The organism is Moritella marina ATCC 15381 (assembly GCF_008931805.1).
Classification (GTDB): domain Bacteria; phylum Pseudomonadota; class Gammaproteobacteria; order Enterobacterales; family Moritellaceae; genus Moritella; species Moritella marina.
The window spans coordinates 3,354,138-3,369,175 of record NZ_CP044399.1; the positions used below are offsets into that span (position 1 = coordinate 3,354,138).

Below are 15,038 nucleotides of genomic sequence, written 5' to 3' on the forward strand. Positions count from 1 at the left end.
TTTGGGGGTTTATGAGTGGGACTAAACAAGGATTGTTATTAACAGGCGGTGGCGCAAGGGCGGCGTATCAAGTCGGTGCATTAAAAGCCATTGCGGAATTCTACCCGCGTAATCATGGCACGCCCTTTAAAGTCATTACCGGCACATCCGCAGGAGCCATCAATAGTTGCGCAATCGCTTGTTATGCGAGTTGCTTTCGTTTAGGGGTGAAAAAGCTCGAGTATATCTGGAATAACTTCCACGCGAATCAAGTCTTTCAATGCAGTTTCAACGAGATATCACGACACTTATTATTAACGTTTCTATCCAAGTTTCAGTCTCACCATGTAACACGTCAGCCAGTATCCTTGTTTAACAACAAACCCTTACACCAATTACTCGACCGGTACTTAGATATGCGCCGAATCGATCTGAATATTCAACGCCAGCACCTCGATGCTATTTCGATCACTGCTTCCGATTATAACAACGGCGACTCCATCAGCTTTTTTCAAGGTAATCAACAACTGCAAGAATGGCAACGCGCCCGCCGTAGTGGTTTACGCACCCGCTTACACACCAACCACCTACTCGCGTCCTCTGCGATCCCATTGGTTTTTCCCTGCACGCAGATAGGCCGTGATTTTTATGGTGACGGTTCCGTACACCAACTGTCACCACTGAGCCCCGCCATTCACCTTGGCGCAGAGAAACTATTAGTGATCGGTGCAGAGCAACCACCGCAACAGCTTAAACCCGTAGAAGTACGTCAAACCCCATCGGGCGCTGATATCGCAGGCCATTTGCTTGATACCATTTTTACCGATACCCTAAACTCCGACATCGAACGCTTAACCCGCGTTAATGAAACCTTGGCATTAACACCTGAATCTCAGCAAGCATCAGTGCAATCATCATTAAACATGAAACAGATCGGCTTATTCAGACTCGCCAACGAGCATGATATCAATGCCATCGCTGATAAATACTTTCACGATTTACCCATCACTATTCGTACCTTATTACGTACTATCGGCGTCAATCAACACAGCCATTCATCCATCACGTCTTATCTGATGTTTGAACAAAACTATACTCGAGAGTTAATGAATTTAGGCTATCAAGATGTATTAAAACAGGAAAAGGAATTAAGAACATTTTTAGGCATTAACTAACCAGCCCAATCACCTAATAAGCGATGCTCAGCACGTTTAACATAACGAGAAGGTCCACAAAGCAATATCACATCACCCGCTGCAAACATAAAATCCGGATGCACGTGAGTCAATTCGACACCTTGCCGACGCACAGCACGATAGCTCACCTCTTTAAGTTTAACTTCTGCGACCGTTTTACCGATAGCATAAGCTCCCTGCTCAAGACGGATCGCATGTAACCGTTCTAACACTTCACTTTCCTCAAAGGGTATATTACTTTCGCCACCAAAATAAAAACCATGCAAATGGTTATAATGACCCTGACGTTCGTGCTGCAGACGTTTTAAAATACGCTTTATTGGGACACCAGAGATCGCCAATACATGGGATACCATCATCAAACTGCCTTCTAACGATTCCGGTACGACATCGGTTGCACCGGCATCCTGTAGTTTTTGCATCGTCGAATCATCAGTAGTCCGCACGAGCACCTTCGCATCAGTCAAAGGTTTTACTATCTTCAATAGCTCGATCGCCTTTTCCGTATCTTTGAAAGTAATAATAATCGATTTAGCCTTATCAACACCTAACATCATTTGAATTTCACGGCGGCTTGCATCCCCAAATTCAATTTTTTCACCACCATTTAATGCTTCTTGTACACGCACAGGATCACGGTCGATAACAGTATAAGGAATACCTTCAATTTTTAAGAAACGTGCGATAGTTTGACCACTTCGGCCGTAACCGCAAACGATAACATGATCGATATATTGGCCGGGTAATGGCGACGACAGTCCGCTTTTAGGGACCACTTTAGACTGAAACATTAACCGCCTCACGATGTCTTGATGGCGATTGATTAACCAAGGGGTCATCGCCATGCTCATCACCCCAACACCAACCAAGGTTGATATTAACGGTAACGGCAATAATTCTAACTTACCTGCTAATGCCAACAGCACAAAACCAAACTCACCCATTTGCGCTAAAACCAGTCCCGTACTCAACGCATTACGACTGCTCTCACCTAAACTTTTCGCTAACACGAACACCAACATTATTTTTGTTAACATCATCACTACTAACACAATGATCAAACGAGGCCAATCCTCCAGTAAACTCGGCAAGTTGAGTAACATCCCGATAGTAATAAAAAACAGTCCCATTAAGACATCACGAAACGGCCGTATATCGGCTTCAAGTTGGTGTCGATAAGGGCCCTCGCCTAACATCATCCCCGCTAAAAAAGCCCCTAAAGCCATGGATAAGCCTAACCAGTGGGTGATGAGTCCTGCAATTAATGCCACCAATAAAGTCGACATCACAAACAATTCATCGGAACGAGTTAACGCAATCTCCTTAAATACGGTCGGTAAGATCCAACGCCCAACAGAGAGGATCAAAGAGACAGCAAACAGACCTTTAACCAATGCCCAGCCCATTTGCTCGGCGATCAGCATCACGTTACCACTTTGCTGTGCCAATAACGGGATCATAATAAGGAAAGGGACGACTGCGATGTCTTGAAATAACAATACACTGATGGATAGTTTAGACATGCGCGTATTCAGCAACTTCGATTCGGCCAGTTGCTTGATCACAATCGCAGTCGAGGACATTAACATCGCCGACGCCACGACAAATGCTTGCGACCAGTACAATGAAGCAAATATGCCCAGCACAGTGAAGATCAAGCCAACAGACATGACCTGACCACCACCAAGTCCTAATACCAAATGCCGCATCGATAATAATCGCGGTAAAGAAAACTCTAATCCCAATGAGAACATCAGAAATACCACGCCCAGCTCAGCAAATAGTTCTATATCGGCTTGCTCGACAATTAATTGAAATCCATGAGGCCCAGCAACAATACCCGTAGCGAGATAGGCGAGGATAGGCGGTAGTTGAATACGTTGAAATAACGCCACCAGTGCGACGGCGATAGACAGTAATAAGATGATATCAATAAACAAAATATTACCTCCAAAGCGAAACCGGTGAACATCAAAATAAGCTATCCAGATAATACCAAATCAATACTGTTAAAGAATATGTGCAAGCTCTCGATTTAACAAGTTAGCGAAAGGATCAATAAAAAGATCCTCATCTATTTAACTTCCTGGTTAACTCTCCATTTATTGAATAATGGTATGGTAAATGCATATTTTATAACTACACTCAATAATGTAATTTTTTTGACAGAGGTAAAAATGGATAACTTAAGCATCATAAATACCCCTAAAATACATACAAATTATGGGTTTACTGCGCCAAAACGGCAGCAGAAATTGACGCCATCGCAAACCATTGCCACATTGAAAAAGTTACAAACAAGTCTAGATGTCGATTCTTTGTTATCTAACTTTGCCGCAATAGCGGCAGAACATGTCCGCTTTACCGGTTTAAGCTTTACCGATGCGACGAATAACATTCAATTAAAATCCGATTGCACGGCTGTTTTTCAACAGAACTACCATTTATCTGCAATGGGAAAAGATCTGGGGTCGTTGTTATATAGCTCGGTAAACCCTTTAAAGCTGAATGAACTCAGTTTACTAAAAGAGCTACATCAGCTCCTCGAAATCAATCTAATGCATGCCTTGATGTTACAAGAGATGCAAATTAGGATCATGAAAGATCACTTAACTGGTTTAGACAATCGCGCTAGTTTTGATGAAAATATTTTGCGCTCTTACAGTTTATGCCAACGTCATAAGTCGAATATGGCTTTGCTGATTACTGATTTAGATAATTTCAAACGTGTTAATGATACTTATGGCCATCAGTTTGGTGATCGCATATTGAAACATTACGCACACATATTACAACGCAGTATTCGCAATAGTGATATGGCCTTTCGATTAGGCGGTGATGAATTTGCTATTATCTTGCAACCGGCATCATCGCAATCAACTAATTTGGTCATCGAACGTATTTACAGCGAGATTAAATGTGATCCATTACTGAGTGAATTTAATATTACCTCAGCAATTGGTTCTGCAATGTGGCGAGCAGGAGAAACGATTGAGAGTTTATTCAAAATCGCTGATGAAGATCTGTATAACTCTAAAGTGAATATCAAATAAAAAAGCTCACCAAATTTGATGAGCTTCATTAAGTATAGGACAGCTTAACCTGCCGCTGCCTATTATTTACGAACTTATTTTCGTAATAGCCTTAACGCATTTGCTGTTACCAAGGCTGTCGCACCTGAATCAGCTAAAATAGCCACCCACAGTCCTGTCATCCCCAGTAATGTCGTCACCAAAAAGACTGCTTTAAGACCAACAGCTAAGCCTATATTTTGCTTAATATTGGTGAGTGTCGCCTGACCCAACTCCACCATTTGTGGTAATTCCACCAAGCGATTATGCATCAATGCAACATCAGCAGCCTCTAACGCCACATCAGTACCACCACCCATCGCAATACCTAGACTTGCCCTTTTCATTGCTGGCGCATCATTAATACCATCGCCAACCATCGCAGTATCTTTGTCTTGGCTCAGATCGCCAACAATACGTGACTTATCTTCAGGTAATAATTCTGCACGGTATTCCATGCCTAACGAATCAGCAATAACTTTAGCTGTTCGGCGGTTATCACCCGTTAACATCACGGTATTAATACCTAATCGCTGTAACGCTTCAATCGCTTGGCGAGCATCTTCACGGATACTGTCGGCTAATGCGACTAACCCGATCACCTGCTCATTCTGCAGTACAACAACGGTCGTATTGCCTTTGTTTTCGAGGTCTTCAATAGCTGTTTTCACCTGTGTGAGTTCAGCTAATTTTGCAGTCATATGATGTGGAGCCAACAATTTAATTAGCTGTGTTTCCCCATCATCTTGTACTTCACCTTGCACACCCAAACCCGCTAACGTTTGATCATTACTCACCGTTAATAGCGGTACAGATTGACGTTCTGCATGTGTCAAAATGGCCATGGCTAATGGGTGATTCGATGTTTGTTCAATACTGGCAGCCAGCTGCAAGACTTTGCTTTCATCATCAATAAAACTAACAACACTTGTTACCTCTGGTACACCTTGCGTTAGGGTACCGGTTTTATCAAAAGCAATTTGTTGAATACGACCAATCTGCTCTAGCGCTGCGCCACCTTTAACTAATACACCACGCTTACTTGAAGCCGATAATGCCGACGTCACTGCTGCTGGGGTTGAAATAACCAATGCACAAGGGCATGCAATCAAGAGTAATGTTAAGCCTTTATAAACCCATTCAGTCCAATCACCGCCAAATAATAATGGTGGCACAGTAACAACAGCTAATGCTAATAACATCATTGCTGGTGTGTACCAACGGCTGAATCCATCAAGGAAGCGTTCAATTGGTGCTTTATTTTCTTCTGCTTCTTCAATTAAATGCAAAATACGGTCAATCGCATTGTTGCCCGATTCAGATACCACACGCAACTGCGCAACGCGGTTAACAGCTAAGCTGCCCGCCATAACGATATCGTCAGCTTGATGCTCTACAGGTACTGATTCACCGGTTAATGCACTTTCATCAAAGCTAATACCTGACGCCAATAATGCGCCATCGGCAGGTAATCGGTCACCCGGTTTTATTTCAATAATATCACCCGGTTGTAAATCACTTGCAGCAACAACAACACGCTTATCACCAACAATAGTAGTAGCATCTTCAGGCACTAATGACATTAACGATTTAACGCCTTTACGCGCTTTACCTGCCGCATATGATTCTAGTTTTTCACCTATCATGAATAACACCAATACCATTGCTGATTCTGCCGTTTCACCTAAGATAAGCGCACCGACAGTCGCAACTGACATCAAGGTTTCAATTGCAAATGGCGTACCAGAACGCGCTAATTTAACCGAGCGGTGAATAACTGGAATAACACCAAATACACTCGCGAACGTAAATAACCACTGGCTGGCTTCACTGTTAAACTGCGTTAATATCGCCGCAATAACAATCGCACTAACTAACGTGACCGCATGCCAATGCTCGCGTAGGTTTTGTGATAATGAAATGTCTTCTGCTACGTCTGTCGATTTTTTACCGACCTCTTGCAATTTGAATCCAGCTTTAACCACCGCATCAGTCACTTGCTGCTTGATGCTGTCTACAGCATCAGTATTCGGTTCTTTTTTGATATCAACAAGTAATTTTTCGGTAGCGAATGCCACTCGACATTGCTGTATTTTCGGTAATGCTTGAACGGCTTTTTCTACTTTACGGGCACAACTAGGACAGTCCATGCCTTTGACTAACCAGGATAAACGGGCTGTTAAACTACTGGACTCGGGCTCCTCGTCATCGGTAATAATATCATTTGATTCTGTATTCGCGCAGCAAGAGTCGCTGCTACTTACCGGTGCAGCATGATGTTGATCTGTATATTGATGTTCGTGTACGTGAGTTTTGCTGTGATCGCTGCCGCAACATCCTGGATTTGATGTTGTAGCCGCTGTTTTAGTTGCAGTGCTGCCTTTACATGACATAAGTTTATCCTCGTAAATAGAATTAATGTTAGCAATATGAATAACAGTTAATGCGTTCAAGCTAATTAACTTACATATAAATATATATTCATATTAACTTTCGTTCAAGTGTATTTACAAAAAAAAGCTAATTCAATCGTTATGGTTAACGGGTGAATTAGCTTTAATGTCATGACTTACACTATTTACTGTACTGTTTAGTGCACTTTTTACTGCACCAGTAACGCACTTTCTATGTCAATAATTCCGACTGTAATTGCGTTAAAAAATCACGCATATAAATACTGCGTCGTTGTGCTTCAGCCTTGGCAGCAGAGGTTTGCATACTATCACCAAGCCTTAATAACTTAGTAAAGAAGTGATCTAATGTATACACACTGTCATCAGGTTCACGCGATTCACATAATGGATCGATACTACTATAAAGCTGACGATTCAATTTACCGCCAACTAAAATACAGCGGGCAATACCAATCGCACCTAACGCATCCATACGATCTGCGTCTTGTAATATCTTTGCTTCCAGTGATTCAGGCGTTATATTGGCGCTAAAGCTATGGGCGACGATCGCATGATGAATAGCCTCATGATATTGCGCGGGATAGTCTATCTGTTGTAAAAATTCAATAGCATGATTGGCGGCTAATAATGACGCTTGCTTGCGCTGTGGATGATCTTTGGCGACAGAGACACAATCATGTAACCAAGCAGCAGGTTCTAAGATAGCCAAGTCAGCACCTTCACTCGCAGCTAATAACCTCGCAGTGGCTACGACACGTTCAATATGATCGATATCATGGGCGCGATCTGCGCTACCCAACTGTGTTAAAAATTCAATAAACAACTTTCGCATGGCAAACTCTTTAAAATAGTGCTTCAGATTTAATCATTAATAAGCGAGTTATTAGTGTTCGGTAACGTGGCAAGCCAGATCGTGTACCACATGACGAATATGATGATCATCAAGTCGGTATAATATTTGTTTACCTTGACGCTCAGAACGCAAAATACGCGCCTCACGTAAATGTCGCAGGTGATGACTAGTGAGTGATTGTGACATACCAGATACGGCTGATAATTCAGAGACAGCCATAGGTCCAGCCATGCAGGCAAGTACCAAGCGGATACGTCCTTCATCCCCTAACAAATGAAAGAGATGCGCAAGAGAAGCAATATGTTGTTCATCTAACGCTGGTAGTTCGGCGTTACATTGTGGTTCTGGGCAACATTGAGATTCTAATTTTGGCATTCAGCCCCGCTAAGATAAAAATGGATAAAAGGAAAGTGTAACACTTAAGCTCATAGGGGCAAGAACACAATGCCTAGAGGCGCCAATATGACAAAATGGAGGAAATAAAAATGCCAACCTCATAAACGCAAATTGCATATACTCGGCTGGCACTTGATTAACAGTTCTTAATTAGCAGTGCCTACATTAACAGCACTGCGTTAGCACTTTCACTTTTTAGATAAATGCTAATTTGGCAATGAATACCAGTGCAAGTACGTTCATACCTAGCGATACATCAGCAGAACGCCCAGTCGCATGTTTGATGATAGCAAATGATAGGAATCCTAAGATAATACCATCAGCAATTGAATACGTTAGCGGCATCATGATTGCGGTGATTGCAGCTGGCACGTAGTCTGTGAATTCATCCCAGTTAACTTTATTTAAGCTACCAACCATTAAGAAAGCGACATAGATTAATGCGCCCGCTGTCGCATAGCTTGGTACAATTTGCGCTATTGGAGCAAAGAACATCGCACCTAAGAATAATAAACCAACAACAACAGCTGTTAATCCTGTACGACCACCTTCAGCAATACCCGCATTACTTTCAACGTATGTTGTTACTGGTGGGCAACCAATCACAGCGCCAGCAACACTTGCAACACTATCCGCTGTTAATGCTTTATTTAGGTTTTCGATTTTGCCGTCTTTATTATACATGCCAGCTTTATCAGCGACGCCGATCATCGTACCCGCGGTATCAAACATGTTCACAAATAGGAATGCGAGGATAATACTTACCATAGATACGTCTAACGCCCCCATTACATCCATTTGCATGAATGTTTTTGATAAGCCAGTTGGTAATGATACAGCTTGCTCAGGTAAGGTAACTAGACCCATCACAGCACTGATTACTGTCACTGCGATAATACCAATAAGTACCGCGCCGAATACTTTACGTGTTGCTAAGATTGCAATGATAAGGAAGCTCAATGCACCTAAAATTACTTTCGGGTCGTGGAAGTTACCTAGTGTTACTAACGTCGCTGGACTAGCAGTAATGATACCCGCTGCTTTTAAGCCGATAATACCTAAGAACAGACCAACACCTGCCGTCATTGCATAACGTAAGCTATGTGGGATGCTATCGATGATCCAGCCGCGTAATTTAGTCACGCTCATAATAACGAATATGATACTTGAAATGAATACGGCACCTAATGCCACCTGCCAAGAATATTCCATACCTTTCACTACAGCGAAGGTGAAAAATGCATTCAGCCCCATACCAGGTGCTAAACCAACAGGCCAGTTAGCGTAAAGACCCATGAAGATACAACCAATGGCTGCACTGAGTGCTGTTGCAACAAATACTGCTTGATAATCCATACCAGCAATAGACATGATGTCAGGGTTAACAAATAAGATATAAGCCATGGTAACGAAAGTCGTTAAACCAGCCATTACTTCTGTTTTAATCGTGGTGTTATGTGCTTTTAGCTTGAACAACTTTTCCATCAAAGTGGCAAAAGCAGACGTGTTTTTTGATTCAGAGGTAGACTTACTTGCGGTATTCATTAAAGGTACTCACTTTTTGTTTCGTTCATCTCACGCACTATATGGCAGTGGTTGCCTGTACTTATTGCTCTTTCAGCAACTGATAGATACAGACTAAGATGACTGGTTATTTAATAAATGGCTGTCGCTAGCGGAAAAGTGGAAAGTTCTAAGCTGACAATTATTAACTAACCGGATTTAAAATATAGGTATTTATTACCTGCTATATTCACTTTGTGAACGGGCGGGATTATCTGCTAATTCGTGTTCAATTGGAAGTTTTTTGTCTAAAATGCCCACTTTTATTAGTAAAAATAATAATCTATTGATGAAAAACATCTCAAGCCCCTGAAAGTACTATTTTTAAGATAAAAAAATACCAGCGTTAAGCTGGTATTTTTCAATAAAAATGATTATAAAGTCATTTTTTTATGATAATTAGTCACGAGCATAGATAACGTGGCCGTCATCTTCTTCGTCCCAATCATCCCAATCGTCATCATCATCGCTTTCTTCAATAACAGCGTGATTAGCAATTTGGTCTTTATGGTATTCATCCCATAAGAAACCGATATCACCATCATCTTCAACTGGCATTTCGATCTTAGGACGTGGCATAGCTTCAATCTGTTCCATAATCGCACGAACAAGATCTTTAGTGCCAACGCCGCTTGAGGCAGACATAGTGTGAACTTCGCCTTCCCAATTAATCGCAGCAACAACACGTTGAATTGTTTCTTGAGCTTCGTCATCTAATACAAGATCGGTTTTGTTAAATACTAACCAACATGTTTTAGCTGCAAGTTTTGTACTGTATTTTTCCAGTTCACTTACAATAACTTTAGCATTTTCAGCTGGATCACTCATGTTTTCAGGTAATAGATCAACAATGTGAACCATTAAACGACAACGTTCTAAGTGACGTAAGAAACGAATACCTAGACCAGCGCCATCAGAAGCACCTTCAATTAGACCAGGAATATCGGCAACCACGAAGCTACGCTCAGGGCTTGCACTTACTACACCTAGGTTAGGTACTAAAGTTGTAAACGGGTAGTTTGCAACTTTAGGTTTCGCAGCAGAAATTGCACGAATGAAAGTAGATTTACCTGCATTTGGTAAACCGAGTAAACCAACATCAGCAAGCAACATTAGTTCTAGACGTAAGTTACGCACTTCACCAGGTGTACCCAGTGTCTTTTGACGAGGTGCACGGTTTACACTACTTTTAAAACGTGTGTTACCTAAACCGTGGAAACCAGCTTTAGCAACCATTTTGCGTTGACCGTGCATAACAAGATCGGCAATTACTTCACCAGTGTCATCATCTGCTACACGCGTGCCAACAGGAACACGTAAAGTGATATCTTCACCGCGCGCACCAGTTTGATCTTTAGGGCGACCATTCTCACCACGTTCCGCTTTATGGAAGCGGACAAAACGAAAATCGACTAGCGTATTTAAGTTTTCATCTGCAATCATATATACATGACCGCCATCGCCGCCGTCACCACCATCAGGGCCACCACGAGCAACATATTTTTCACGGCGGAAGCTTACACAACCACTGCCGCCATCACCGGCTTCAACTTTGATTCGGGTTTCATCTACAAATTTCATTTCGCTATCGCTCCTACAAATTAGGAATGCAGTTAGTTGCACGGATTAACTAATCACGTACTAACCACGTTAAACGTAGTAAGTAAATTAATTAATCCGTGCAACTATCAACTTCTATGGAGTCTCATGACTAACCAAGCTCAACCTGCTTGTATGGGTCAATTCTCTCTCAACATTTTATCATTCTATTTTTATTGCTAAAATTTATTTTTACAATAAAAAAACCCCGCCATATAGGCGGGGTTTAAAAATTCTTAGTTTGTGCTGAAATTATTCAGCTACAATGCTAATGAACTTACGGTTTTGTGGTCCTTTAACTTCGAACTGCACTTTACCGCTAGCTTTAGCGAATAGAGTGTGGTCACGACCACAACCTACGTTTGTACCAGCGTGGAATTTAGTACCACGTTGACGAACTAGAATGTTACCCGCAAGAACTGATTCACCACCAAAACGTTTAACACCTAAACGTTTGCTTTCTGAATCACGACCGTTGTTGGTACTACCACCAGCTTTCTTATGTGCCATCTTTTAGTACTCCTGATTAAGCGATTTTAGTAATCTTAACTTCTGTAAACCATTGACGGTGACCCATCTGTTTACGAGAGTGCTTACGACGACGGAATTTAAGGATTTTAACCTTGTCCGCACGACCATGAGATACCACTTCAGCAGTGATTTTTTTACCTTCAAGGTAAGGTGCGCCAACTTCGATATTCTCGCCGTTAGCTACCATTAATACTTCGTTAAATTCGATGCTTGAACCAGCTTCAACGTCTAGAAGTTCTAGACGAAGAGTTTGACCTTCAGCAACGCGGTGTTGTTTGCCACCGCTTAGGAAAACAGCATACATGTTTTCTGACTCCGATTCGTGTCCAGCGTACCTTAGGTAGCGACACGTCATAATAATTTATAACAATGGCGCGAATTCTACTCAAAACTTTGCAGTTAGGCAAGCTGATTTTCAAAATAAATATAAATAAGCAGGAAAGTAGTAAATCGCGACCGCTTAAGCCTTTCGACTATTACAATTTAGTGTACAATTACGACATAAATTTGACGGCATTTTATCTTATAGCGAACTATCAAGATAGAGCTAGCGATGAATATAGCAAACAATAGTCTTAAAAAATCGTCATACCACTATATAAAGCAGCACGGAACCTTTTACCCATGGACATAAAAGCCATTCAAGCGTTATCTAAACAAGATATGGACGCTGTCAATGAACTCATTCTAGAACGACTGCAATCGGATGTTGCCCTCGTTAATCAAGTGGGTTATTACATTGTAAATGGTGGCGGTAAACGCATTCGTCCACTAATAGCAACGTTAAGCGCACGTGCACTGGGTTACCAGGGACAACAACATGTTGATGTCGCCGCTATCATCGAGTTCATCCATACTTCAACGCTATTACATGACGACGTAGTGGATGAATCTGACATGCGCCGCGGTCGTGATACTGCCAATGCCATGTTTGGTAATGCAGCAAGTGTATTAGTCGGTGACTTCCTTTATTCACGTTCTTTTCAAATGATGGCAAAACTGCACAACAGTAAAATCATCGATATTTTATCCGACGCGACCAATGTGATTGCCGAAGGTGAAGTATTACAGCTGATGAACTGTAATGACGCTGACACTGACGAAAAACGTTATATGGACGTTATCTATTATAAGACAGCGAAACTATTTGAAGCCGCGACACAACTTGCAGCAGTCATCTCAGACCAGCCTGAAGACATCGAACAAGCAATGATTGATTATGGTGTCCATTTAGGCGCAGCATTCCAACTTATCGATGATGTGATGGATTACACCGCGGATGCTCAAGAAATGGGTAAAAACGTGGGTGATGACCTTGCTGAAGGAAAACCAACACTACCATTAATCCATGCGATGGCTAACGGTACTGAAGCTGAAGCGTTAATGGTACGTGAAGCAATCGAGAAAATGAATGGCATGGATAACCTTGATGCTATTCTGGCCATTCTTGAACGTACAGGTTCACTCAATTATTGTTTCGATAAAGCACAACAAGAAGCTGATTTAGCGGTAGCAGCCATTGCGGTGTTACCGGAATCTGAATACAAGCAAGCACTTATTTCGTTGGCCTATATTGCAGCGAACCGCAGCAACTAATAAAGTCTTAATTTGGGAAGAAAATCTAAACCCAACAAAACCGCAGCGACTATGATGCGGTTTTTTTATATCTGCGATTTCATCTTCCTGACTTTTAAGTCGGACTTAAAGCCCACCTTTGAACTCTGAATTTTAGATACAAAAAAGGTCGCATAGGCGACCTTTTATTTACCAATTAAACCAAGCAGACTTATACGTCGTATGGGTTAACTAATACCATTGTTTCGTTACGATCTGGGCCAGTTGATACGATATGAATTGGCACACCCGTAATTTCTTCAATACGCTTGATGTAAGCGATTGCAGCTTCAGGAAGTTGTTCTAGAGAAGTCGCGCCGTATGTTACGTCGTTCCAACCTGACATTTCTTCGTATACTGGTTCAACAAGTTCATAACCATCAGCAGCCATAGGTGGCACATCAAGGATTGAACCGTCTTGTTGCATGTAACCAGTACAGATTTTCAGCGTTTCTAAACCATCTAATACATCTAGTTTAGTTAGGCAGAAACCTGTGATGCTGTTTAACTGAATTGCACGTTTCATTGCAACTGCGTCAAACCAACCACAACGACGTTCACGTCCAGTAGTTGCGCCAAATTCATGACCTTTAACACCTAGGTGATTACCGATTTCATCATCAAGTTCAGTTGGGAATGGACCAGAACCAACACGTGTAGTGTAAGCTTTAGTAATACCAAGAACATAATCGATGTGACATGGACCAAAACCACTACCAGTAGCTACGCCACCTGCAGTTGTGTTTGATGATGTGACATACGGGTAAGTACCGTGATCGATATCTAGTAATGTACCTTGAGCACCTTCAAACATGATGTCATCACCGCGGCGACGTGCATCATCAAGAAGTGAAGTTACGTCTACGATCATGTCTAGTAAGATAGGTGCAACTTCGTGCATCTGTGCCAGAACATCTTCGTAGCTTACTTCAGGTTCATTATAGTAATGCTGTAGTTGGAAGTTATGGTATTCCATTACTTCTTTCAATTTAACAGCAAACTGTTCCATGTTGAATAGATCACCAACACGCAAGCCACGACGAGCAACTTTGTCTTCGTAAGCTGGACCGATACCACGACCAGTTGTACCGATTGCTTTTTTGCCACGTGCTTTTTCACGGGCATTATCAAGCGATACATGGTATGGAAGGATTAATGGACACGCTTCACTGATAAGCATACGCTCGCGAGCAGGAATACCACGCTCTTCAAGCATTTTAACTTCAGTCATTAATGCATCAGGAGCCAGTACAACACCATTACCAATGATACATTTAACGTTTGAACGTAAAATACCAGATGGAATTAAGTGAAGAACTGTTTTCTCACCATTGATTACTAGTGTGTGACCAGCATTGTGACCACCTTGGTAGCGCACTACATATTTAGCTCTGTCGGTAAGTAGATCTACTACTTTACCTTTACCTTCGTCACCCCATTGAGTGCCGAGAATAACTACATTCTTTCCCATGATACCGTCGCGGTTGTTGGTTAAAAGAGGATTCTAGCAAAATTTAAATCAAAATGTTTAAAAAATTTGATATCTATCTCATTAAAATCGTAAAAAATCACTTTACTTGTTGTTCTGCTGTACAAAAATTTGTTCTGTTGTACAAAAAAATTACACTATAAACAATAATACGAAACCAGTTACGACTAAACAACCAGCATATTTACGTACTTTGTTAGTAGGTTGCTGACTAACGGATGTGAGCATTTTTTGCCATTGTTTAGGCATCAACATCGGCATAATACCTTCGATGATAAATACAATTGCTAACGCTAACCACAGTTCATTACCCATCAAACCACCTTATTATAG

General features: G+C 41.7%; 13 protein-coding genes. 3 read left to right on the plus strand and 10 right to left on the minus strand.

Annotated elements, in window-relative coordinates; all coding sequences use genetic code 11:
* Window positions 1-11: 11 nt before the first annotated feature.
* On the plus strand, window positions 12-1,154 hold the full coding sequence (locus tag FR932_RS15040; protein WP_019441728.1) for a patatin-like phospholipase family protein: 1,143 nt from the start codon (window positions 12-14) through the stop codon (window positions 1,152-1,154).
* On the opposite strand, the gene FR932_RS15045 is transcribed toward FR932_RS15040, so the two are convergent.
* Window positions 1,151-3,115, minus strand: a complete 1,965-nt coding sequence (locus FR932_RS15045) for a monovalent cation:proton antiporter family protein (protein ID WP_019441729.1) — start codon at window positions 3,113-3,115, stop codon at window positions 1,151-1,153. The two genes, FR932_RS15040 and FR932_RS15045, sit on opposite strands and share 4 nt — an antisense overlap.
* Before the next feature lie 237 nt (window positions 3,116-3,352).
* Here FR932_RS15045 and FR932_RS15050 point away from each other — a divergent pair, with 237 nt between their 5' ends.
* Window positions 3,353-4,228, plus strand: coding sequence for a GGDEF domain-containing protein (locus tag FR932_RS15050; protein WP_019441730.1), 876 nt, complete (start codon window positions 3,353-3,355; stop codon window positions 4,226-4,228).
* 74 nt (window positions 4,229-4,302) lie between these two features.
* On the opposite strand, the gene FR932_RS15055 is transcribed toward FR932_RS15050, so the two are convergent.
* From FR932_RS15055 to rplU, 7 genes are all read right to left on the minus strand, one after another.
* Complete coding sequence (locus tag FR932_RS15055; protein ID WP_019441731.1) at window positions 4,303-6,639, minus strand: zinc/cadmium/mercury/lead-transporting ATPase; 2,337 nt, start codon at window positions 6,637-6,639, stop codon at window positions 4,303-4,305.
* 232 nt (window positions 6,640-6,871) lie between these two features.
* Window positions 6,872-7,492 carry an HD domain-containing protein gene (locus FR932_RS15060; RefSeq protein ID WP_019441732.1) on the minus strand — a complete coding sequence of 207 codons (621 nt, stop codon included), beginning with the start codon at window positions 7,490-7,492 and terminating at the stop codon, window positions 6,872-6,874.
* Window positions 7,493-7,543: 51 nt separating this feature from the next.
* A complete protein-coding gene (locus tag FR932_RS15065) occupies window positions 7,544-7,888 on the minus strand; it encodes an ArsR/SmtB family transcription factor (protein ID WP_019441733.1) in 345 nt (114 codons plus the stop codon).
* Window positions 7,889-8,104: 216 nt separating this feature from the next.
* Window positions 8,105-9,454, minus strand: coding sequence for an NCS2 family permease (locus tag FR932_RS15070; RefSeq protein WP_019441734.1), 1,350 nt, complete (start codon window positions 9,452-9,454; stop codon window positions 8,105-8,107).
* 417 nt (window positions 9,455-9,871) lie between these two features.
* Window positions 9,872-11,053 (minus strand): Obg family GTPase CgtA, encoded by a 1,182-nt coding sequence (cgtA, locus tag FR932_RS15075; RefSeq protein WP_019441735.1) that lies wholly within the window; start codon window positions 11,051-11,053, stop codon window positions 9,872-9,874.
* Window positions 11,054-11,323: 270 nt separating this feature from the next.
* Window positions 11,324-11,581: a 50S ribosomal protein L27 gene (rpmA, locus tag FR932_RS15080; RefSeq protein WP_019441736.1), complete on the minus strand. Its 258-nt coding sequence runs from the start codon at window positions 11,579-11,581 to the stop codon at window positions 11,324-11,326.
* Between the two features lie 16 nt (window positions 11,582-11,597).
* Entirely contained in the window at window positions 11,598-11,906 is a 309-nt protein-coding gene (gene rplU, locus FR932_RS15085) for a 50S ribosomal protein L21 (protein ID WP_006034531.1), read from the minus strand.
* Between the two features lie 320 nt (window positions 11,907-12,226).
* Here rplU and ispB point away from each other — a divergent pair, with 320 nt between their 5' ends.
* Complete coding sequence (ispB, locus tag FR932_RS15095; protein WP_019441738.1) at window positions 12,227-13,198, plus strand: octaprenyl diphosphate synthase; 972 nt, start codon at window positions 12,227-12,229, stop codon at window positions 13,196-13,198.
* Window positions 13,199-13,388: 190 nt separating this feature from the next.
* On the opposite strand, the gene FR932_RS15100 is transcribed toward ispB, so the two are convergent.
* Window positions 13,389-14,687: an adenylosuccinate synthase gene (locus FR932_RS15100; protein WP_019441739.1), complete on the minus strand. Its 1,299-nt coding sequence runs from the start codon at window positions 14,685-14,687 to the stop codon at window positions 13,389-13,391.
* A 150-nt stretch (window positions 14,688-14,837) separates the two neighbouring features.
* Complete coding sequence (locus FR932_RS15105; RefSeq protein ID WP_019441740.1) at window positions 14,838-15,020, minus strand: DUF2065 domain-containing protein; 183 nt, start codon at window positions 15,018-15,020, stop codon at window positions 14,838-14,840.
* Window positions 15,021-15,038: the final 18 nt, after the last annotated feature.

Coding starts and splice junctions, on each gene's coding strand:
- cgtA (WP_019441735.1), bottom strand. CDS start 11,053: ATGAAATTTGTAGATGAAACCCGAATCAAAGTTGAAGCCGGTGATGGC.
- FR932_RS15105 (WP_019441740.1), bottom strand. CDS start 15,020: ATGGGTAATGAACTGTGGTTAGCGTTAGCAATTGTATTTATCATCGAA.
- FR932_RS15100 (WP_019441739.1), bottom strand. CDS start 14,687: ATGGGAAAGAATGTAGTTATTCTCGGCACTCAATGGGGTGACGAAGGT.
- ispB (WP_019441738.1), top strand. CDS start 12,227: ATGGACATAAAAGCCATTCAAGCGTTATCTAAACAAGATATGGACGCT.
- FR932_RS15070 (WP_019441734.1), bottom strand. CDS start 9,454: ATGAATACCGCAAGTAAGTCTACCTCTGAATCAAAAAACACGTCTGCT.
- FR932_RS15040 (WP_019441728.1), top strand. CDS start 12: ATGAGTGGGACTAAACAAGGATTGTTATTAACAGGCGGTGGCGCAAGG.
- rpmA (WP_019441736.1), bottom strand. CDS start 11,581: ATGGCACATAAGAAAGCTGGTGGTAGTACCAACAACGGTCGTGATTCA.
- FR932_RS15060 (WP_019441732.1), bottom strand. CDS start 7,492: ATGCGAAAGTTGTTTATTGAATTTTTAACACAGTTGGGTAGCGCAGAT.
- rplU (WP_006034531.1), bottom strand. CDS start 11,906: ATGTATGCTGTTTTCCTAAGCGGTGGCAAACAACACCGCGTTGCTGAA.
- FR932_RS15050 (WP_019441730.1), top strand. CDS start 3,353: ATGGATAACTTAAGCATCATAAATACCCCTAAAATACATACAAATTAT.
- FR932_RS15065 (WP_019441733.1), bottom strand. CDS start 7,888: ATGCCAAAATTAGAATCTCAATGTTGCCCAGAACCACAATGTAACGCC.
- FR932_RS15055 (WP_019441731.1), bottom strand. CDS start 6,639: ATGTCATGTAAAGGCAGCACTGCAACTAAAACAGCGGCTACAACATCA.